The organism is Falsiroseomonas sp. HC035, assembly GCF_050563525.1.
Lineage (GTDB): Bacteria > Pseudomonadota > Alphaproteobacteria > Acetobacterales > Acetobacteraceae > Falsiroseomonas.
Map to the genome: position 1 here is coordinate 156,014 of NZ_JBNXUN010000009.1, position 18,690 is coordinate 174,703.

Consider the following 18,690-nt stretch of genomic DNA (forward strand, 5'->3'; position numbering starts at 1 on the left):
CGGAACGGCCATGAACCCGGCCGTGGCAGGTGGCGTTTTCCCCTGGCCAAGGAGGAAATGCCATGAGCTACAGCACCACGACCACCAACCGCACCGACCATCGCAGCGACGACATGCACCGCGACATCCAGAAGTACCGGCACCCCATGATCTTCCCCGGCATCGCCGGCGCGGCGATCGTGGCCGTCCTGCTGATGTACGTGCTGGAGCGCGCCTTCAACTGAGCACGGTGGGGGCGTTGCCTACCGCTTTGCCCCCCGCACGACCTCGCGCCGCCAGATGTAGAGCCCGGCGCCGACCAGCACGCCGAATCCGGCCAATTCCCAGCCATCCGGCCATTCGGCCCAAATGACGATGCCGACCAGCATGGTCCAGATCAGCCCCGAATACTCGAACGGGGCCAGCAGCGTGGTCTCACCGCGGCGATAGGCCGCCGTCATCATCACCTGCGCCAGGGCGGAGACGCCGCCGATGCCCGCCAGCAGCGCCCATTGCCGCGCATCCGGCATGACCCAGACCGGCACGGTCGCGACCCCCGCGAGCACGGCGCTGGAGAGCGCGAACCAGAACACGATGGCGACACCGGATTCCCCGGCCTCCCCCATGCGGCGGATGCTCAGCATGGCCATGGCCCAGCCGAAGGCACCCAGCAGCACCAGCGCGACGGAGCCTACCGGCAGCGCCGCGCCGCCGAAGCCCGGCCGCACCATGATGAGCACGCCGCAGAAGCCGACCGCGACGGCGGACCAGCGCCGCCAGCCCACCTTCTCCCCCAGGAACACCACCGACAGTCCGGTCAGGAACAGCGGCATGGTGAACCCGAGTGCGGTGGCCGTCGCCAGCGGCAGGTTTGCAAACCCGTGGAAGGCGCCGACCATGCCACACATGCCCCAGAAAGTGCGCTCCGCATGCTTCCAGGGCATCTTCGTTCGCAGCACCGCGAAGCCGCCGGCCTGCGCCACCAGCAGCAGCAGCACGGGCAGTGCGAAGGCGTTGCGGAACAGGATGACCTGCGGCAGCGGGATGGACGGCCCGATCGCCTTCACGAAGGCAGCCGAGACGACGAAGGCGGCGGAGGCCGCCAGCACCAGCAGGATGGCGCGCTTGCGCGCCGCCAGCAGGCTGAGAGGCAGGATGGGCGGCGACAGAGTAGAGGCGGATTCGGGTGGGGACATGGACGTTCCTGGCGCCCAAGGGTAGGGTCCGCCCGGCATGAGCGCCAGCCCGCCCCCCCTCCCGAATGCGCCACCACGCCACCCGAAGGCTCCGCCCATCCCGCCCTGGCCAGGCGTGGAAGTGCTGGAGGATGAGGTGATGTGGGGCCAGCGCTTCGCCCTGCAGCGCGTCCGCTTCCGCTACACCCGCTTCGACGGCGCACAATCCCCGGTGCTGACCTGGGAGCTGTGGCGGCGTGGCCAAGGCGTGGTCATCCTGCCCTACGACCCGATCACCGACCGCGTCGCCCTGATCGAGCAGTTCCGCCTGCCGGCGCTGGCCGCGGGGCGGAACCCGGTGATGACCGAATGCCCCGCCGGGCTGCTGGAAACCGGCGAGGACCCCGAATTGGCCGGCGCCCGCGAACTGGCGGAGGAAACCGGCCTCGCCGCCCGCGCCATGGCCCGCATCGGCCAATTCCTGCTGATGCAGGGCGGCTGCGACGAGGTGGTGCATTTCCACTGCGCCTGCGTCGATCTCTCCGCCAAGGCTGACGACACACATGGCCTGCCAGGCGAGGGCGAGGACACCCGCGTGCTGGTCGTGCCCGCCGAGGACGCCTTCCGCATGGTCGCCGACAACCGCATCGAGAACGCGCCGGGCGCGCTCGCCCTGCTCTGGCTCCAGGTCAACCGCCCGCGCCTCCGCACCGAATGGAAGCATCTGCTGTGACAGAACCGCTGTTCCTCGAAGACGCCTACCTGCGCACCGCCACGGCCCGCGTGGTCGCGGCCGATGAGCGTGGCGTGGTGCTGGACCGGACCATCCTCTACGCCCGCAGCGGCGGCCAGCCGGGCGATGCCGGCACCTTGCGCTGGGAAGGCGGCGAAGCGGCGGTCGCCGAGGCGATCAAGGGTGAGGCCGGCGCCATCCTGCACACCCTGGCTCCCGGTGCGGCGCTGCCGCAGGTTGGCGCGGAGGTCACGCTCGACCTCGACTGGGCGCGGCGCCACCTGCACATGCGCATGCACACCACGCTGCACCTGCTGTGCAGCGTGATGCCGGGCATCTTCGCGACCGGCAACCAGATCGGCACACAGAAGTCGCGCCTGGATTTCGACCTGCCCGAGCCGCCGGCGAAGGAATGGTTCAACGAACGCCTGGCGGACCTCGTCGCCGCCGACCACCCGACCGGCACAAGCTGGATCACCGATGCGGAACTCGACGCCAACCCGCAGATGGTCCGCACCCTTTCGGTGCAGCCGCCGCGCGGCGCCGGCCGGGTGCGGCTGGTGCGCATCGGGCCGCAGGACGCGCCGATCGACCTGCAACCCTGCGGCGGCACCCATGTGCGCTCGACCGGTGAGATCGGCCGCGTCGAGGTCTCCAAGCTGGAAAGCAAGGGCCGCCAGAACCGCCGCATCCATATCGTGCTGCCGGAGTGACCCAGATGATGGATTTGATCGTTTCCACGGACTGGCTCGCCGCTGAACTCGGCAAACCGGATCTCGTCGTGCTGGACTGCACCACCTACCTGCCGACCGAACAGGGCAACGCGCCGGACGGCTTCCGGGCCGCGCACATCCCCGGCGCCCGGCTGTTCAACATCGACCGGATCGCCGATGCCGACAGCACGTTACCGCACATGGTCCCGACGCCCGCACGCTTCGAAAAACTGATCGGCGCGCTCGGCGTGTCCAATGCCACCCGCGTGGTGTTCTACGACCAGCACGGCCTGCGCGCCTCCCCGCGCGGCTGGTGGATGCTACGGCTGTTCGGGCATGAGAACGCCGCGGTGCTGGATGGCGGCCTACCGAAATGGCAGCGCGAGGGACGTCCGGTGGAGTCCGGCGACGCGCCGGAGGCGACGCCCGCCACCTTCGTCGCCGACCTCATCGCCCGCCGCCTGGCCGGCATCGGCGACATCAAGCGTATCGTCCGGCAGGGCGGTGGGGAGGCGCTGATCCTCGACGCACGCTCCAAGGCCCGCTTCGACGGCACCGCCCCGGAACCCCGCCCCGGACTGCCGTCCGGCCACATGCCCGGCGCCCGCTCGCTGCCCGCCGCCGACGTCGTCGGCCCCGACGGCACGATGAAGGATGCGGAGACATTGAAGAAAATGTTCGCGGAACGCGGCGCGGACGACACACGGCCGATCGTCACCTCCTGCGGCACGGGCGTCACCGCCTGCGTCGTCACGCTGGCCGCCTTGCGCGCCGGCCTGCCGGAGCCCGCCGTCTATGACGGCTCCTGGACCGAATGGGCCGGACGCCCGGAAACCCCCAAGGAAACGAGCACACCCTGATGCCCGACGACGCGCACGCACCCGACCCGAAGAAGCACGGCTTCGCCACCCGCATGTCGCACGCCGCGCGGCCGCACATCCGCGCGCTCGGCTTCGTCAACCCGCCCGTCTATCGCGGCTCCACCGTCACAGCGCAGTCCTGCGAGATGCGGCGGGAGAATGCGAAGAACCGCTTCAACCGGGTGATGACCTACGGCACCCAGGGCGGGCCCACGCATTACGCGCTGGAGGATGTGGTTGCCGAGATCGAGGGCGGCACGCATTGCACGATCACCGGCACCGGCCTTGCCGCCGTGGCCGTGCCGCTGCTGGCCTGGCTGAAATCCGGCGACCGCTGCCTGATGCCGGACAGCGTGTACGGCCCGGCGCGGAACCTGGCCGAGAACGTCATGCCGAACTGGGGCATCGAGACCACCTTCTACGACCCCTGCATCGACGCGGAGGGGCTGGAGGCGTTGTGGACGCCGAACACCAGGGTGCTTTACCTCGAAAGCCCCGGCTCCCACACCTTCGAGGTGCAGGACGTGCCGGCGCTGAATACTGTAGCGAAGCGGCACGGTGCGATTTCCATGATCGACAACACCTGGGGCATCCACAGCTTCCAGCCCTTCGCGCATGGCTGCGACGTCTCGATCCAGGCGCTGACCAAGTATGTCGGCGGGCATTCCGACATCCTGCTGGGCAGCGTCACCGTAGCGTCCGAGGCGCATCACCTGATCGTCCGAGGCCATGCGTCGTCGATGGGCCACTACGCCAGCCCGGATGATTGCTGGCTGGCGCTGCGCGGCGTGCGGACCATGCCGGTGCGGCTGAAGCACCAGGCCGACAGTTCGCTGAAGGTCGCCGCCTGGTTGGCGCAGCGGCCTGAGATCCTGGAGGTGCGCCACCCCGCCCTGCCCGGCGCGCCCGGCCACGAGATCTGGAAGCGCGATTTCGACGGCGGCTGCTCCCTGTTCGGCATCGTCTTTCAGCCGCGCTACTCGGAAGCCGACATCTTCGCCTTCGTGGACGGGCTGAAGCTGTTCGGCATCGGCGCGAGCTGGGGCGGCTACGAATGCCTGGCGCTGCCGACCAACGGCATGCTGGTGCGGCGCGTGACGGAGCCGATGCCGGGCCAGGCGGTGCGCCTGCATATCGGGCTGGAGGAGGTGGCGGACATCATCGCCGACCTCGAGCAGTCGCTCGGCAACCTGCCGGCCTGACGCCGGCAGGCCCCCGCCTCAGGGCGCTTGGAAGGCTCCGCCTCAGGGCGCCCCCGGAAGGCTCCGCCTCAGGGCGCCTGGAAGGCTCCGCCTCAGGGCGCCTGGAAGGCGACGATGGCTTCGACATAGCCGTCGAAGCCTTCCACGCCCTTTTGCGTCATCGCATAAAGCTGCGTCTTGCCCACCCGCCGGCCGGGCGCGATGACCTCGGCCAGTAGCAGCCGCTTGAGCACCAGCCGCACGGTGGGGCCGCTGTAGCCCGTCGTGGCCGCGATCTGGTCGACAGACAGTGAGTCAGGGGGGTCAGCGACGGCCGCCTCGAAGAACAGCATGGCGACGTCGAAGGCGATACGGCTGTTGCGGACGCCTGCTTGCACGTCGACGACACGCAGCGCGCGAAGCAGGCGCAGTGCAGCAACCCGGCGTTCCGAACGAATCGGGGGAAGATCCATGACCTGCTATTGCCATAGCGCAACAATAAAGCAACCACGGAAATTAAAGGTTGTTTTTTCTACGCCGGAGCAGCAGCCCCGCCGCCGGCGCAGCGAGCGCAGCTCCCCTCCACTTCAATGGTGCTCCGCCGCGGCGTGAAGCCGGCCTCCGCCGCGGCGCGCGCCACCGCCGCCGCCACGCCCGGGTCGCAGATCTCTGCGGTCGCGCCGCAGTCGCGGCAGATCAGGAACTGGTGCGGGTGGTCCTCCCCGTGCGCATGGCCGTGTCCGGCCTCGTCGCAGCCAATGAAGGCGTTCAGGCGCTCCACCTTGTGGATCAGGCCCTGCGCCAACAGGAAATCCAGCGCCCGGTACACCGTGGGCGGCGCCGCGCCACGCCGGGCCTGCTGCAGCCGGTCGAGCAGCGCGTAGGCGCCGATCGGCTGCGGCGATTCCAGCACCAGGCGCAGCACCTGCCGGCGCAACTCCGTCAGTTGGGCCCCGTGCCGCGTGCAGGTCGCGGCGGCGCGATCCAGTGCCGCGTCGAGTGTCATATCGCCCGCCATGCGCCCTCCCCTGTGTGCAATCGCGTCCGCTCCGATATATGGGATCGCCATGACCGACGCACCCACCCCCACCCAGGCCCTGATCGACGCGATCCGGTTCGACGCCGCCGGCCTCGTCGCCTGCATCGCCCAGCAGCATGACAGCGGCGAGGTGCTGATGATGGCCTGGATGAACCGGGACGCCGTGGCCGAGACGCTCGCCACCGGCCACGTCTGCTACTGGAGCCGGTCGCGCCGCGGCCTTTGGCGCAAGGGAGAGACCAGCGGCCAGGTGCAGCGCCTGGTCGACCTGCGCGTTGATTGCGATGGCGACACGCTGCTGGCGCTGGTCGACCAGCAGGGCGTCGCCTGCCACACCGGCCGCCGCAACTGCTTCTTCCGCGCCATCCGCGACGGCGCCCTGGCCGAGATCGCCGCCCCGCTAGTGGATCCCGGCGCGCTGTACGGCGGCGGTGCATGAGCAGCCCGATCCCGCTCACGGTCCTCACCGGCTTCCTTGGCGCCGGCAAGACCACGCTGCTGAACGCCCTTCTGCGGCAGCCGGCGCTGGCCAACACCGCCGTGCCGATCAACGAATTCGGCGAGGTTGGACTGGACCACCTGCTGGTGGAGCGCCTGGATGGCGATACCGTGCTGCTGAACGCCGGCTGCCTTTGCTGCACCATCCGCGGCGACCTCATGAAGGCACTGGACGGGCTGTGGGATCGCGTCCTGGCCGGCCAGCCGGTCGCCCGGGTGGTGGTCGAAACCACCGGCCTCGCCGACCCGGCGCCCATCCTGCAGACCCTGATGTCCGACCCCCGCCTGGCGCTGCGCTTCGTGCTGGATGGCGTCGTCACGCTGGTGGATGCCGCCAACGGTGCCGCCACGCTGGACACGCAGGCGGAGGCACAGCGCCAGGCCGCCGTGGCGGACCGGCTGGTGCTGACCAAGACGGACCTCGCCACCGCCGAACAGGTTGCCGCCCTCACCGCCCGGCTGCGCGCCCTGAACCCGATCGCGCCAATCCTGACCGCCGCGGCGGGCGAGATCGCCGCGGCCGACCTGCTGGATGCCGGCGCCTTCGACACCGGCGCGAAGGTGCCGGACGTGGCGACCTGGATCGGCGCCGCCACGCCGCACCACCACCATCACCACGATACGAACCGGCACGACTCGCGCATCCAGGCGCTTTGCCTGGAGTTCGACCGCCCGCTGCCCTGGTCCGGCCTCGCCGGCTGGCTGGAGATGCTGGCGATGACCCGCGGCGCCTCCGTGCTCCGCATGAAGGGCATCCTGGACCTGGTGGGCGAGACGCGGCCAGTGGTGGTGCATGGCGTGCAGCACCTGTTCCACCCGCCGACGCGGCTGGGCGCCTGGCCGGATGACGCGCCGCGCCGGTCCCGCCTCGTCTTCATCCTGCGCGACCTGGAACCGAAGGTGGTGGAGGACGGCCTGCGCGCCTTCCTCGCCGCGGCGGAACAGGAATCTGCTTTGGAAAGCAGGTGAAAGAAGCTTCCGCCCGCGTTGACTAAGGCCGCGCCGCGCGCTCTGCTGCCCGCGGATCGGGGAGCTGCGTGACGCCATGCCATTGACGATGCCGGAGGAAATCCTCCTCCTCATGCTCGATGACGAGAGCGGGCGCCTGCAGGAACGCGCAGCGCCCTCCGGCGACTACGCGATTGCGGGCGCCGTCCTCGCCGAACTGGCGCTGGCTGGGCGGATCGACACCGATCCGGGCCGCCTCTATGTCGTGAATCCGGAGCCGACCGGCGACGCGCTGATGGACCGCGCCCTGGCGCAGATCGTCGCCTCGCCGGAAACCGGCGACAGCCGGCACTGGATCGAGACACTGGCCGCGGACGCGGATTCCTACCGCGATGCATTGTTCGAACGCCTGGTCGCCAAGGGCATCCTGAAGCGCGTCGAGGGCCGCTTCCTGTGGGTGTTCCCGGAACGCCGCTACCCCGTGATCTCGGACAAGGAGGAGCGGGAGGTGAAGGCGCGCATCATGGGCGTGCTGTTCCAGGACGATATCCCCGACCCGCGCGATTCCATGCTGATCGGCCTGTGCCGTGCCGGCGGCCTGTTCTCGCTGATCCTGTCGACGCAGGAGTTGGACCGCGTGCAAGCGCGCATCGACCAGGTCGCGGACCTCGAGGAGCTGAACCGTTCCCTGGCCGATGCGATCCGTGAGATCTACGCCCAGATCGCGCGCTACGCGCCCATGGTATAAGCACCCGACTCCAGCACAGGACTGATTTCATGGACATCACGGAAAGCACCGACCAGGGCGTGAAGGTGGCCGCCCTCAAGGGCCGGCTCGACACCGCCACCGCCCCGGCCGCCGAGGCGAAGATGCTGGCCCTGCTGGAGGGCGGCGCCAAGGTCGTGGCCGACCTCGGGGAAGTGCACTACGTCTCCTCCGCAGGACTGCGCGTGCTGCTGAAGGCGGCGAAGCAGGCCAAGGCCATCGGCGGCAGCTTCGCCATCGCATCCCCCCAGGCCCCGGTGCGCGAGGTGCTGGAGATTTCCGGCTTCGACAAGATCCTGGCGATCCATCCGACCCGCGACGCCGCCGTCACCGCCCTCGCCTGAAAGAATAGCCCTCTCCCCCTTTGGGGGAGAGGGTTGGGTGAGGGTGAAACGCCGCCTCAATCCACCGTCGCGCCCGCCGCGCGCACCACCTGGCCCCAGCGCTCGATATCCTGTTCATGCACCGCGCGGAATTCTGCGGGCGTGCGCACGCTGCTCGGCGCGATGCCCTGGCTGCTCACCAGCCACTGGCGGAACTCCGGCGCCTCGATGATCTTCAGGATCTCGGCGTTCAGCCGCATCTGGATCGCCTCCGGCATGCCGGGAGGGCCAAAGACGCCGTACCAAGTGGTGCTCTCGAAGCCCGGCAGATTGCAGGCCTCGGCGATGGTCGGCACGTCCGGCATCGCCGGGATGCGCGCCGGCGTGGTCACCCCCAGCGCCCGCACCGCACCCTGCTGCACCAGGCCCAGCGCCGGTCCGGTCTGATTGAAGAACAGGTCCACCTGCCCGCCGAGCAGCGACGTCACCGCGCCGCCTTGTCCGGTGAAGGGCACATGCACCATGTCGATCCCTGCCGCTTGCGCGAAACGCACGCCGGCCAGGTGGGTGGAGGCGCCGTTGCCGGTGCTGGCGAAGTTCAGCGCGCCCGGCCGTGCCTTCGCATCGGCAACCAGCGCCTGGCAGTTGGTGTATTGCGGGCGGTGCTGGATGCTGGTGGTCAGCACGTTCGGCACGTCGCCGAGATGCGCGATATGCGTCACGTCGCGCAGCGGGTTGAAGGGCAGGCGGCGATACAGCGTCGCGTTGATGGCGTGCGTGCCCGCCGTGCCGAACAGGATCAAGTAGCCATCCGGCCGCGCCTTCGCGACGAAGTCGGAGGCGATGTTGCCGCCGGCGCCGACGCGGTTGTTGACCACCACCGGCACGCCCAGCGCCTGCGACAGCGGCGCGGCCAGCCGGCGCGCATAGATGTCGACTCCCGAGCCGTTCGGAAAGCCGCCGAGGAACTCGATGGGTCGCGACGGCCACTGGTCCTGCGCCACGGCCGGCCCGGCCAGAAGCCCCAGCAATGGCAGCAGGAAGCGATGTCTCATCTTCATGTCGGCTCCGATCGAATGTGTGATCGTCGCTAGAAGAGACGCCCCGGGCCGCCGCGCGCAACCCCTTCCCTTGCCAGAAAGCTGAAGCCCTCTACGCTTCGCCCATGCAGCCCCACGCACCCGCCGCGCGCCTCGCCCGCGGCGGCAAATCCATCTACGGCGCGCCGCTCGGCATCCTGATGCTGGAGGCCCGCTTTCCGCGGATTCCCGGCGACATGGGCAACGCCACCACCTGGCCCTTCCCGGTGCTGTTCCGCGTGGTACGCGGCGCCAGCCCGGAGCGTGTGGTGCTGCAGGGCGCGCCCGGCCTGCTGCCGGACTTCATCGCGGCGGCGCGCGACCTGGTGGACCTCGGCGCCGAGGCCATCACCACCAACTGCGGCTTCCTGTCGCTGTTCCAGGCGGAGCTCGCGGCGGCGGTGCAGGTGCCGGTCGCGACCTCCTCCCTGATGCAGGTGCCCTGGGTGCAGGCGCTGCTGCCACCCGGCCGCCGGGTCGGCGTCGTCACCGTCAGCCGCCAGTCCCTGACGCCCGCGCACCTGGCCGCCGCCGGTGTGCCGCTGGACATACCGGTGCAGGGCACCGAGGCCGGGCGGGAGTTCTTTCGCGTGCTGATCAAGGCCGAGAAGTCCGACATGGACATCGCGCTGGCCGAGCAGGACATCCTGGATGCCGGCCGCGCCCTGGTGGCCCGGCACCCGGAGGTCGGCGCGATCGTGCTCGAATGCACCAACATGCCGCCCTACGCGGCCGCGTTGCAGGCCGAACTCGGCCTGCCCGTCTATGACATCTACACCCTGGTGAGCTGGTTCCACGGCGGGTTGCGACAGCGCCGTTTCGGCTGAACCCGCTCAGCGTGCCGCCTGTCGCCCCATCAGGGCGCGCAGCCCTTCCGCCTCCCGCCCCAACTCCATGTCCAGGATGGCTGGGGGCTCCTGGCTGCGGGCCTCGCGTGGGTCGATGCCCGCCTCGGCCACGGCTGCACCACCCATCAGGGCCCGTTCGACCGCGTTGCGCAGCGCCGCGAAGTCGCCCGCATCCCGAGCCCGCGCCGCGGCGATGCCGACGATGCCGGCAACCGCCTCGGCCAGCGCCACCGTGCTGGTGGGCCTGCGGTCCGCGCGCCTGGGCGGTTCCAGCCACGACAGTCCCAGCTTCAGGACCGGGTCATAGAACACCCCCGACTCATCGGGTGGTGGACCATAGGTCCCGAAGGATGAGGGGCTGAAGTGGGTGAGCGACATAGCGTCTTCCCTTCGGGATCTTCCCGTGAGGCGAGGTCCCACTTCCACAAGGGACGATCACCATGGGTGTCACCTTGCGGCCAACTTCGTAAACGGAGTCTGAAGGACTGTCGGAATACCTGACACCGCATGCCAATCGGGCCTGACATCCCACAAAAAACCCCGACCATCTGCATGGCCGGGGTGACGCTTCCGAAGCCGCAGGGGCGTTCGGTTACTCCTTCATATTGACAGCCTGGCGTCCGCGCTGACCGTCGCGCACATCCAGCGCCACCTTCTCGCCCTGCTGCACATCGGCACGGCCGGCGCGCTGCAGGACGGAGGAGTGCAGGAACACGTCCTGGCCGCCATCCTCCGGCGTCACGAAGCCGAAGCCGCGCACCTGGTCGAACCACTTGACGGTGCCCTGCACGGCATAGGTCGGCCCGCCCTCGTCGCGCGCGCCCATGTCGCGGCGCGGCGGCGGACGGTCGCCGAAATTGCCACGCGGCGCGCCGAAGCCACCGCCGCCGCCACCGTAGCCACCGCCGGCCGGCGGGCCACCGAAGTCGCGGCGCGGCGGACGATCGCCAAAGCCACCGCCGGCGCCACCACCAAAGTCCCGACGCGGGGGGCGATCGCCGAAACCACCGCCGCCACCCGGCGGGCCACCGAAGTCACGCCGCGGCGGACGATCGCCGAACCCGCCACCGCCGAAGTCCCGACGCGGCGGACGATCGGCGAAACCACCCGGACGCGGCGCACGGTCGCCGCCGCCCGGACCCTTGATGATCGAGATGATCCGCGTGACCAGACGCCGCCCCTGGCGGTCCGACCCGATCTCGCAATTCAGCTTGTCGCCGGTGTCCGGCGGCTCGATCCCGGCCTCGGTCAGGGCCGAGGCGTGGAAAAACACATCCTGTCCGTCCGGTCCCAAGACGAAGCCGAACCCCTTGCGGGCATTGTACCACTTGACTTCGGCTTCGACGGACGCGCCGCCGCCCTGTTCGCTGTCGGGAAACACGATCTTATGCAATCCGTACTGGTGGACGCGACCCGACACGATGCAGGGTCGCCACCGTGCAAGATTGCACCACGTCGCAAGAAAAACCAGCGCAAATCCGGGCTACGCAAAGCGGGTGGGGCTGAATCGTTCCATCGGCAACGCCGGTTGACGCCCCTGCAACAAATCCAGCACCGCACGCGCCGTCCGCGGTGCCGCAACCAGCCCGACATGGCCGTGTCCGAAGGCCAGCAGCACATCCGGCGTCGCGGCCGAGGGGCCCATGCAGGGCAGGCCATCGGGCATCGAGGGGCGATGCCCCATCCAGACCTTCACCCGGTCCGCCGGCAGGTCCCGTGGCAGCCCTGGAAAGCTGCGCAGCAGGTGATCACGCAGGATCTCCGCCCGCTTCCAGTTCGGCGCGGCGTCCAACCCAGCAATCTCGACCTGTCCGGCGCAGCGCAGGCCGCGATCCGTCCAGGTGATCGACATCTTGCCGTCATAGGGCATCATCGGCGTGCGCGGGCCGACCTCGGCATCCCGCACCATTGCATGGTAGCCGCGCTCCGTCTCCAGCGGCACGCGGGACCCCACGGCCGCCGCCAGCGGCTTGGAATGCGCGCCGGCGCAGATCACCGCGCGGTCGCAGCCGATCTCCCCGCCCTCCGTCCGCACGGCCTTCAAGCGCCCCCCCTCAACCCGGAAGCCGGTCGCGCGCGCCTGTTGCAACGCTGCGCCCTCGGCCTGCGCCTGCGCCACCAGCGCTGCGACATAGGCGCCGGGATCGCGGCAATGGCCGCCTTCCTCGACCAGTGCGCCGAAGGTGTAGCGCCGGTCCAATTCCGGCTCGCGCTGGCGCATCTCGTCGGCGTCGAGCTCCAGCCACTCGATGCCGACCTGCTTGCGGACCCGCCAGGCCAGCGCCTCGCGCTCGAACTGTTCGCGGGTCTCGTAGATGTAGACCAGGCCGCGCCGCTCGATGAGGTGGCCGACGCCGGCACTCTCGGCCAACTCGCGGTGCAGCGCCGGCGCATCCACCAGCAGCGGCCGCAGCGCCTGCGCCGCACGCAGCACCTTTGCCTCCGTCCAGCCGGCCCACAGATAGCGCGCGAGCCACGGCAGCACCTTCGGCAGGTAGGACCAACGGATTGCCAGCGGCCCGAGCGGGTCCGCCAGGAAGCCCGGCACCTTCTTCCACAGCCCCGGCCCCGCCGGCGGGATCACGGACATCGGGCTGAGCCAGCAGCCATTGCCGTAGCTTGCCGCCTGCTCCCCACCCGGCTCGCCCGGCTCCAGGATCGTCACCCGGAAACCTTCCCGCAGCGCGCCCAGCGCCGTCGCCGCGCCGATGATCCCGGCGCCGATCACCACGACATGCGCAGCACTCACCGGCCCGGCTCCATCGTGCGACCGGGATCGCCACCGGCGAGCAGCGACACATGGGCGGAGACGACGCGCCAGCCCTGCCCCGGGATGCGCGCCATGATCTTCGTCTCCCGCCCCACCAGGCCGGTGCCGATCCGCTCATACTCCAGATGCGTTGCCGCCACGTCCGGCCCGAAGCTGGTGATCCGCACCTGGCGCTGCACCCGCTGCGCATAGCCTTTCACCGAGGCGCGAAAGGCGCGGATCGCGTCATGGCCGTACAGGATCTCGGCGATGCCGAAGCGCACCGTGCGCGGGTCCGCCCAGAAGATCGCGTCCAGCACCGCGGTTTCATTCGCCATCAGCGCCGCCTCGTAGCGGTCGAACACCTCGCGCACCTCCGCGAGGACTTCCGGGTCGTCGATCCGCACGCCTCATCTCCTGCAGCCGCACGCCAGCGTGCCCCCTTCGCCGGGCCCTGAACAGCCTGGGGCGAAACAAGTAAAGAAACTTCTTCACGCCGACGTGATACATCACGTATAAGTCAAGGCAGAGGGAGCCGGCCGCAAACGGCCATCAATCCGGGGAACGCCCATGCTCGACGCAATGATGCCGCAGAACTATTCCAGTTCCATCCAGTATCCGGCGCAGGGCGGATTCCTGTTTGCCACGGGGATAGAGAACAGCGCGCCCACGATCCAGGGCGGAACGGTCCGCCGGGACCAGATGCTGGAATGCGGTCACTATGATCGCTGGCGCGAGGATTTCGCGCTGGTGCGGGAGGTCGGCTGCAATGCGCTGCGCTACGGCCCGCAGTTGCACACCACGCTGCGGGCCGACGGCGTGCATGACTGGTCCTTTGCCGATGAGAGCTTCGCCGAGATCCGCCGCCTCGGCATCCGCCCCATCGTCGATCTCTGCCATTTCGGCGTTCCCGACTGGATCGGCGACTTCCAGAACCCGGACTTCCCCCGCCTCTTCGCGGACTATGCAGGTGCCTTCGCCGCGCGCTTCCCCTGGGTGCAGCTCTACACCCCGGTGAACGAGATGTTCATCACCGCCGTCTTCAGCGCCCGCTATGGCTGGTGGAACGAGCAGCGCACCGATGACCGCAGCTACGTCACCGCCATCAAGAACATCGTCCGCGCCAATGTCCTGGCCATGCAGGAAATCCTGAAGCACCGGCCGGACGCCATCTTCATCCAGTCGGAGAGCACCGAGGCGTTCCACGCGGAATGCCCACTCGCCGTCCCGCACGCCGATTTCCGCAATGCCGAGCGCTTTCTGACGCTCGACCTGAACTACGGCCGCCGGGTCGACAGCGCGATGTACGAGTTCCTGATGGACAACGGCATGACCCGTGCCGAATACCATTTCTTCCTGGACAACCGCCTGAAGCGCCACTGCGTGATGGGCAATGACTGGTACCAGACCAACGAGCACCTGCTGAACGCGGAAGGCCATGGCCGCTGGGCCGGGGAGGTCTTCGGCTACGACACGGTGACCCGCGACTACCACGCCCGCTACGGCCTGCCGGTGATGCACACGGAAACCAACATCGCCGAGGGCCCCAACGGCGACGAGGCGGAGCGCTGGTTGTGGAAGCAGTGGTCCGGAATCCTGCGCCTGCGGCGGGAAGGCATCCCGGTGCTTGGCTTCACCTGGTATTCGCTGACCGACCAGATGGATTGGGCGCATGCCCTGCGCGAGGTGCGTGGTGAATCCGACCCGCGCGGCCTGTACGATCTGGACCGCAAGCCCCGCCGGGTGGGGCTCGCCTACAAGCGCCTGATCGAGGCCTGGCGCGACGTCCTGCCGACGCAGAGTCTCTGCCTGCAGGTTCCGCTGGCCGCTTGAAGCCCTTCCCCCCTACTCGGGGGGAAAGGGTTGGGCGAGGCGAAACGTCTCAGCCCGCCTCGATCACCGCGCGCTTCGCCATCACCGTCACCAGATGCGCGCGGTATTCTGCGCTGCCGTGGATGTCCCCGTTCAGCAGGCTCGGGCTGACCTTCACGCCGGCGACCGCATCCGGCGACCAGTTGGCGGACAGCGCCGCCTCCATCGCCTTCTCGCGGAACACGCCGTTGGCGCCGGCGCCGTTCACCGCGACCCGCACACCCGCCGCCGTCTTCGCCACAAAGACGCCCGCCATGGAATAGCGGCTCGCCGGGTTGCGCATCTTGGCGTAGCCGGCCTTGGTCGGGATCGGGATATGGATCGCCGTCACCAGCTCTCCGGTCTCCAGCGCCGTGGTGAACATGCCGGTGAAGAACTGGTCCGCCGGCAGCTTGCGCTTGTCGGTCTGGATGGTCGCATTCAGCGCCAGCAGGGCGGCCGGGTAGTCCGCCGACGGATCGTTGTTCGCGACCGACCCGCCCATGGTGCCGCGGTTGCGCACCTGCGTGTCGCCGATGGTGTGCGCCATCTTGGCCAGCGCCGGGATGGCGGCCGCCACCTCGGCCGAGGTCGCAACCTCGTAGTGCCGGGTCAGCGCCCCGATCACCAGGCTGTCGCCCTCCCGCTTCACGCCGCGAAGTTCCGCGATGCCGGACAGGTCGACAACCGAGGTCGGCTTGTTCAGCCGCAGCTTCAGCGCCGGCAGCAGGGTCATGCCGCCGGAGATCGCCCGCGCATCCGGGTCTGCGGCCAGGATCTTGACGGCATCCGCGACCGAGGCCGGCTTGTGATAGGCAAAGTCATACATTTTTCCGAGTTCCCTATCTATTCCGCAGCCACGCGAGGGGCGTTGACGATGCCCCAGATCTTCTGTGGCGTCGCCGGCATTTCCACGTGGCGGACACCGTAATCCTTCAACGCATCGACCACGGCATTCATCACCGCGGGCGGCGAGCCGATGGCGCCGACCTCGCCGCAGCCCTTCACCCCCAGCGGGTTGTGGGTGCAGAGCGTGGTGTGGGTGGCGACGCCGACATTCGGCAGATCCTCCGCCCGCGGCATGGTGTAGTCCATGAACGAGCCCGAGATGAGCTGCCCCTGCGGATCATACAGCGCCGCTTCCAGCAGCGCCTGGCCGATGCCCTGCGCCACGCCGCCCTGTACCTGGCCCTCGACGATCATCGGGTTGATGACGCGACCGACATCATCCACCGCCGTGAAGTTCACGACCTGCACGCGGCCAGTATCCGGGTCGATCTCGACCTCGCAGATGTGGCAGCCGCCGGGGTAGGTGAAGTTCTTCGGGTCGTAGAAGGCGGTTTCCTCCAGCCCCGGCTCGATCTCGTCGATCGGGTAGTTGTGCGGCACATAGGCTGCAAGGCTGATATCCGTCAGCGACTTGGTCTTGTCGGTTCCCGCCACCCGGAAGGTGCCGCGCTCGAACTCCACATCCTCGACGCTGGCTTCCATCAGGTGGGCCGCGATGCGCTTGCCCTTGGCGATGATCTTGTCCATCGCCTTGTCCATGGCGGAGCCACCCACCGCGAGCGACCGCGAGCCATAGGTGCCCATCCCGAACGGCACCTTGGCCGTGTCGCCGTGCACGATGTCCACATTCGCCGTCGGCACGCCGAGCTTGTCCGCAACCAGCTGCGCAAAGGTCGTCTCATGCCCCTGCCCGTGGCTGTGCGCACCGGTCAGCACGGTGACGCTGCCCGTCGGGTGCACGCGGATGACGCCGACCTCGTACAGCCCCGCCCGCGCGCCGAGCGATCCCACCACGGCGGAGGGCGCGATACCGCAGGCCTCGACATAGGTCGAGATGCCGATGCCACGCAGCTTTCCCCGAGCCTTCGCCTCGGCCCTGCGGGCTTCGAAGCCTTCCCACTCCGAAGCCTTGAGCGCCATGTCGAGCGTCGAGTGGTAGTCGCCGCTGTCGTACTGCAGCGCCACCGGCGTCTGGTAGGGGAACTGGTCCGGCCGGATGAAATTGCGCCGGCGGAATTCGACCTTGTCGAGGCCCGCTTCGGCGGCCGCCACATCCATCAGCCGTTCCAGCAGATAGGTCGCCTCCGGCCGCCCGGCGCCGCGATAGGCATCGACGGGCACCGTATTGGTGAACACCGCCTTCACCTCGGCATAGATCACCGGAGTCGCGTACACGCCCGAGAGCAAGGTCGCGTACAGGTAGGTCGGCACGCAGGGCGCGAAGGTGGACAGGTAGGCGCCCATATTCGCCAGCGTGTGCACCTTCAGGCCGAGGATCTTGCCCTCCGCATCCAGCGCCAGTTCCGCGGTGCTAACATGGTCTCGCCCATGCGCATCGGACATGAAGGCTTCGGACCGGTCGCAGGTCCATTTGATCGGCCGCTTCACCTTGCCGGCGGCCCAGGTGACGATGGCCTCCTCGGCATAGTGGTAGATCTTGGAGCCAAAGCCGCCGCCGACATCCGGCGCCACGACACGCAGCTTGGATTCCGGGATGTGCAGCACGAAGGCGCCCATCAGCAGCCGGATCACATGCGGGTTCTGGCTGGTGGTGTACAGCGTGTAGTCGCCGGAGAAGCTGTCGTAGTCGCCGATCGCGACGCGCGGCTCCATCGCGTTCGGCACCAGGCGGTTGTTCGTCGTCTCGAACTTCACCACCCGCGCGGCGCGGGCGAAGGCCGCTTCCTGCGCCGCCTTGTCGCCGATGTGCCAATCGTAGCAGAGGTTGCCTGGCGCCGTGTCATGCACCTGCGGTGCGCCCGGCTTGATCGCCTCCACCGTGCCGGAGACCGCCGGCAGTGGCGCGTAGTCCACGATGATGGCCTCCGCCGCGTCCCTGGCCTGGGACCGCGTCTCGGCGATAACCACCGCGACCGGGTCGCCGACATGCCGCACGCGGTCCACGGCAAGGGCCGGATGCATCGGCTCCGCCATCGGCGTGCCGTCCTTGTTGTGGATCTGCCAGCCGCAGGGAATGCCGCCGATGGATTCGGCCGCCATGTCCGCGCCGACGAACACCGCCTTCACCCCCGGCATCGCGCGGGCGGCGGAGGTGTCGATGCCCTCGATCCGGGCATGGGCGTGCGGGCTGCGCAGCATCACCGCATGGGTCTGGCCTGGCCGGTTGATGTCATCCGTGTACTGGCCACGGCCTTGCAGGAACCGAAAATCTTCCTTGCGCCGCAGGCTGGCGCCGATGCCCTCGAAGGGCGTCACCACGTTCATTCTTGCGATCCTCCCCGTTGACGTTGCAACAGGCTGGCCCGCCACGGCGCCTTCTCTCCGGAAGGCTGGCCCGTGGAGCACCCAACCGGTGTTCCCGGCCTACTCGGCGGCAGCGCGGGCCAGTTCGGAGACGCGGCCCTGCATCACGTCCTGGGCCGCGGCGATCGCCTTCACGATGTTGTGGTAGCCGGTGCAGCGGCAGAGGTTGCCCTCCAGCCCCTCCCGGATCTCCTTCTCGCTCATCCCATCCGGATGCTTGTTCACCAGGTCGATGGCGGACATCACCATGCCCGGGGTGCAGAAGCCGCATTGCAGCGCATGGTATTCGCGAAAGGCTTCCTGCATCGGGTGCAGCGTGCCGTCGGCCGCCGCCAGCCCCTCGATCGTGGTGATATCGGCACCCTCGCACTGCACGGACAGGATGGTGCAGGCCTTCACGCTGTCGCCGCCCATGTGGACGACGCAGGCGCCGCATTGGCTGGTGTCGCAGCCGACATGGGTGCCGGTCAGGCGGAGTTGTTCCCGAAGCGTCTCGACCAGCAGGGTGCGGGCCTCGACCTCCACCGTCTGTTTCGTGCCGTTGACCGTCAGTGTCACCTGCGGCATCGCGCGCTCTCCCCGAATTGGCCTCACGGCCGCCGGGACAGGCGGCCGTTCTGGCTGGTAAGAGTCGCCCCGCGCCCGCGCCCCGTCAAGCGTGGCGCGCGTGAAACC

22 protein-coding genes are annotated in these 18,690 nt (G+C 69.0%); 11 read left to right on the top strand and 11 right to left on the bottom strand.

What is annotated here, in order from left to right; genetic code table 11:
• The first annotated feature begins 62 nt into the window (after positions 1-62).
• Positions 63-224, top strand: coding sequence for a hypothetical protein (locus ACLF3G_RS19175; protein WP_430671001.1), 162 nt, complete (start codon positions 63-65; stop codon positions 222-224).
• A gap of 18 nt (positions 225-242) precedes the next feature.
• Here ACLF3G_RS19175 and ACLF3G_RS19180 read toward each other — a convergent pair whose 3' ends face one another.
• Entirely contained in the window at positions 243-1,175 is a 933-nt protein-coding gene (locus ACLF3G_RS19180) for a DMT family transporter (protein ID WP_430671002.1), read from the bottom strand.
• Positions 1,176-1,212: 37 nt separating this feature from the next.
• On the opposite strand from ACLF3G_RS19180, the gene ACLF3G_RS19185 reads away from it, so the two are divergent.
• Genes ACLF3G_RS19185 through metC form a run of 4 tightly spaced genes read left to right on the top strand, consistent with a single transcriptional unit; the run spans position 1,213 to position 4,662 of the window.
• Positions 1,213-1,887: an NUDIX domain-containing protein gene (locus ACLF3G_RS19185; protein WP_430671003.1), complete on the top strand. Its 675-nt coding sequence runs from the start codon at positions 1,213-1,215 to the stop codon at positions 1,885-1,887.
• Positions 1,884-2,600, top strand: coding sequence for an alanyl-tRNA editing protein (locus ACLF3G_RS19190; RefSeq protein WP_430671004.1), 717 nt, complete (start codon positions 1,884-1,886; stop codon positions 2,598-2,600). The genes ACLF3G_RS19185 and ACLF3G_RS19190 overlap by 4 nt, the downstream gene beginning before the upstream one ends.
• A gap of 5 nt (positions 2,601-2,605) precedes the next feature.
• Positions 2,606-3,460 carry a sulfurtransferase gene (locus ACLF3G_RS19195; RefSeq protein WP_430671005.1) on the top strand — a complete coding sequence of 285 codons (855 nt, stop codon included), beginning with the start codon at positions 2,606-2,608 and terminating at the stop codon, positions 3,458-3,460.
• Positions 3,460-4,662 (top strand): cystathionine beta-lyase, encoded by a 1,203-nt coding sequence (gene metC, locus ACLF3G_RS19200; protein WP_430671006.1) that lies wholly within the window; start codon positions 3,460-3,462, stop codon positions 4,660-4,662. Before ACLF3G_RS19195 ends, metC begins: the two co-directional genes overlap by 1 nt.
• Before the next feature lie 92 nt (positions 4,663-4,754).
• Here metC and ACLF3G_RS19205 read toward each other — a convergent pair whose 3' ends face one another.
• On the bottom strand, positions 4,755-5,114 hold the full coding sequence (locus ACLF3G_RS19205; protein ID WP_430671007.1) for a hypothetical protein: 360 nt from the start codon (positions 5,112-5,114) through the stop codon (positions 4,755-4,757).
• 59 nt (positions 5,115-5,173) lie between these two features.
• Positions 5,174-5,659, bottom strand: coding sequence for a Fur family transcriptional regulator (locus ACLF3G_RS19210; protein ID WP_430671008.1), 486 nt, complete (start codon positions 5,657-5,659; stop codon positions 5,174-5,176).
• A 49-nt stretch (positions 5,660-5,708) separates the two neighbouring features.
• On the opposite strand from ACLF3G_RS19210, the gene hisI reads away from it, so the two are divergent.
• The 4 genes from hisI (at position 5,709) to ACLF3G_RS19230 (ending at position 8,236) form a co-directional block, all read left to right on the top strand.
• The gene (gene hisI / locus ACLF3G_RS19215) at positions 5,709-6,119 is read left to right on the top strand and encodes a phosphoribosyl-AMP cyclohydrolase (RefSeq protein WP_430671009.1); all 411 of its coding nucleotides are present in this window, start codon (positions 5,709-5,711) and stop codon (positions 6,117-6,119) included.
• Complete coding sequence (locus ACLF3G_RS19220) at positions 6,116-7,147, top strand: CobW family GTP-binding protein (RefSeq protein WP_430671010.1); 1,032 nt, start codon at positions 6,116-6,118, stop codon at positions 7,145-7,147. Before hisI ends, ACLF3G_RS19220 begins: the two co-directional genes overlap by 4 nt.
• 76 nt (positions 7,148-7,223) lie before the next feature.
• Positions 7,224-7,874 (top strand): GOLPH3/VPS74 family protein, encoded by a 651-nt coding sequence (locus ACLF3G_RS19225; RefSeq protein ID WP_430671011.1) that lies wholly within the window; start codon positions 7,224-7,226, stop codon positions 7,872-7,874.
• Positions 7,875-7,903: 29 nt separating this feature from the next.
• A complete protein-coding gene (locus ACLF3G_RS19230) occupies positions 7,904-8,236 on the top strand; it encodes an STAS domain-containing protein (protein ID WP_430671012.1) in 333 nt (110 codons plus the stop codon).
• A 56-nt stretch (positions 8,237-8,292) separates the two neighbouring features.
• Here the strand turns inward: ACLF3G_RS19230 and ACLF3G_RS19235 are convergent, their stop codons facing one another.
• Positions 8,293-9,276, bottom strand: a complete 984-nt coding sequence (locus ACLF3G_RS19235) for a Bug family tripartite tricarboxylate transporter substrate binding protein (protein ID WP_430671013.1) — start codon at positions 9,274-9,276, stop codon at positions 8,293-8,295.
• Between the two features lie 104 nt (positions 9,277-9,380).
• On the opposite strand from ACLF3G_RS19235, the gene ACLF3G_RS19240 reads away from it, so the two are divergent.
• On the top strand, positions 9,381-10,121 hold the full coding sequence (locus tag ACLF3G_RS19240) for an aspartate/glutamate racemase family protein (protein ID WP_430671014.1): 741 nt from the start codon (positions 9,381-9,383) through the stop codon (positions 10,119-10,121).
• Positions 10,122-10,127: 6 nt separating this feature from the next.
• Here ACLF3G_RS19240 and ACLF3G_RS19245 read toward each other — a convergent pair whose 3' ends face one another.
• The 4 genes from ACLF3G_RS19245 to ACLF3G_RS19260 form a co-directional block, all read right to left on the bottom strand.
• Positions 10,128-10,520 (bottom strand): hypothetical protein, encoded by a 393-nt coding sequence (locus ACLF3G_RS19245; RefSeq protein ID WP_430671015.1) that lies wholly within the window; start codon positions 10,518-10,520, stop codon positions 10,128-10,130.
• A 214-nt stretch (positions 10,521-10,734) separates the two neighbouring features.
• The gene (locus tag ACLF3G_RS19250; RefSeq protein ID WP_430671016.1) at positions 10,735-11,523 is read right to left on the bottom strand and encodes a cold-shock protein; all 789 of its coding nucleotides are present in this window, start codon (positions 11,521-11,523) and stop codon (positions 10,735-10,737) included.
• Positions 11,524-11,625: 102 nt separating this feature from the next.
• Positions 11,626-12,891, bottom strand: a complete 1,266-nt coding sequence (locus ACLF3G_RS19255) for an NAD(P)/FAD-dependent oxidoreductase (RefSeq protein WP_430671017.1) — start codon at positions 12,889-12,891, stop codon at positions 11,626-11,628.
• On the bottom strand, positions 12,888-13,298 hold the full coding sequence (locus ACLF3G_RS19260) for an AtzH-like domain-containing protein (protein ID WP_430671018.1): 411 nt from the start codon (positions 13,296-13,298) through the stop codon (positions 12,888-12,890). Before ACLF3G_RS19260 ends, ACLF3G_RS19255 begins: the two co-directional genes overlap by 4 nt.
• A gap of 163 nt (positions 13,299-13,461) precedes the next feature.
• Between ACLF3G_RS19260 and ACLF3G_RS19265 the strand changes: the two genes are divergently transcribed.
• Positions 13,462-14,724 carry a family 1 glycosylhydrolase gene (locus tag ACLF3G_RS19265; protein WP_430671019.1) on the top strand — a complete coding sequence of 421 codons (1,263 nt, stop codon included), beginning with the start codon at positions 13,462-13,464 and terminating at the stop codon, positions 14,722-14,724.
• 49 nt (positions 14,725-14,773) lie between these two features.
• Here ACLF3G_RS19265 and ACLF3G_RS19270 read toward each other — a convergent pair whose 3' ends face one another.
• From ACLF3G_RS19270 to ACLF3G_RS19280, 3 genes are all read right to left on the bottom strand, one after another.
• On the bottom strand, positions 14,774-15,571 hold the full coding sequence (locus ACLF3G_RS19270) for an FAD binding domain-containing protein (protein ID WP_430671020.1): 798 nt from the start codon (positions 15,569-15,571) through the stop codon (positions 14,774-14,776).
• Positions 15,572-15,588: 17 nt separating this feature from the next.
• Complete coding sequence (locus ACLF3G_RS19275) at positions 15,589-17,976, bottom strand: xanthine dehydrogenase family protein molybdopterin-binding subunit (protein ID WP_430671021.1); 2,388 nt, start codon at positions 17,974-17,976, stop codon at positions 15,589-15,591.
• Between the two features lie 99 nt (positions 17,977-18,075).
• A complete protein-coding gene (locus tag ACLF3G_RS19280; protein ID WP_430671022.1) occupies positions 18,076-18,582 on the bottom strand; it encodes a (2Fe-2S)-binding protein in 507 nt (168 codons plus the stop codon).
• Positions 18,583-18,690 lie beyond the last annotated feature (108 nt).

Excerpts from the sequence above, each read along its gene's own strand:
- ACLF3G_RS19175 (WP_430671001.1), top strand. The coding sequence starts at position 63 with ATGAGCTACAGCACCACGACCACCAACCGCACCGACCATCGCAGCGAC.
- ACLF3G_RS19180 (WP_430671002.1), bottom strand. The coding sequence starts at position 1,175 with ATGTCCCCACCCGAATCCGCCTCTACTCTGTCGCCGCCCATCCTGCCT.
- ACLF3G_RS19185 (WP_430671003.1), top strand. The coding sequence starts at position 1,213 with ATGAGCGCCAGCCCGCCCCCCCTCCCGAATGCGCCACCACGCCACCCG.
- ACLF3G_RS19195 (WP_430671005.1), top strand. The coding sequence starts at position 2,606 with ATGATGGATTTGATCGTTTCCACGGACTGGCTCGCCGCTGAACTCGGC.
- metC (WP_430671006.1), top strand. The coding sequence starts at position 3,460 with ATGCCCGACGACGCGCACGCACCCGACCCGAAGAAGCACGGCTTCGCC.
- ACLF3G_RS19205 (WP_430671007.1), bottom strand. The coding sequence starts at position 5,114 with ATGGATCTTCCCCCGATTCGTTCGGAACGCCGGGTTGCTGCACTGCGC.
- ACLF3G_RS19210 (WP_430671008.1), bottom strand. The coding sequence starts at position 5,659 with ATGGCGGGCGATATGACACTCGACGCGGCACTGGATCGCGCCGCCGCG.
- hisI (WP_430671009.1), top strand. The coding sequence starts at position 5,709 with ATGACCGACGCACCCACCCCCACCCAGGCCCTGATCGACGCGATCCGG.
- ACLF3G_RS19220 (WP_430671010.1), top strand. The coding sequence starts at position 6,116 with ATGAGCAGCCCGATCCCGCTCACGGTCCTCACCGGCTTCCTTGGCGCC.
- ACLF3G_RS19225 (WP_430671011.1), top strand. The coding sequence starts at position 7,224 with ATGCCATTGACGATGCCGGAGGAAATCCTCCTCCTCATGCTCGATGAC.
- ACLF3G_RS19230 (WP_430671012.1), top strand. The coding sequence starts at position 7,904 with ATGGACATCACGGAAAGCACCGACCAGGGCGTGAAGGTGGCCGCCCTC.
- ACLF3G_RS19235 (WP_430671013.1), bottom strand. The coding sequence starts at position 9,276 with ATGAAGATGAGACATCGCTTCCTGCTGCCATTGCTGGGGCTTCTGGCC.
- ACLF3G_RS19240 (WP_430671014.1), top strand. The coding sequence starts at position 9,381 with ATGCAGCCCCACGCACCCGCCGCGCGCCTCGCCCGCGGCGGCAAATCC.
- ACLF3G_RS19245 (WP_430671015.1), bottom strand. The coding sequence starts at position 10,520 with ATGTCGCTCACCCACTTCAGCCCCTCATCCTTCGGGACCTATGGTCCA.
- ACLF3G_RS19265 (WP_430671019.1), top strand. The coding sequence starts at position 13,462 with ATGCTCGACGCAATGATGCCGCAGAACTATTCCAGTTCCATCCAGTAT.
- ACLF3G_RS19270 (WP_430671020.1), bottom strand. The coding sequence starts at position 15,571 with ATGTATGACTTTGCCTATCACAAGCCGGCCTCGGTCGCGGATGCCGTC.
- ACLF3G_RS19275 (WP_430671021.1), bottom strand. The coding sequence starts at position 17,976 with ATGAACGTGGTGACGCCCTTCGAGGGCATCGGCGCCAGCCTGCGGCGC.
- ACLF3G_RS19280 (WP_430671022.1), bottom strand. The coding sequence starts at position 18,582 with ATGCCGCAGGTGACACTGACGGTCAACGGCACGAAACAGACGGTGGAG.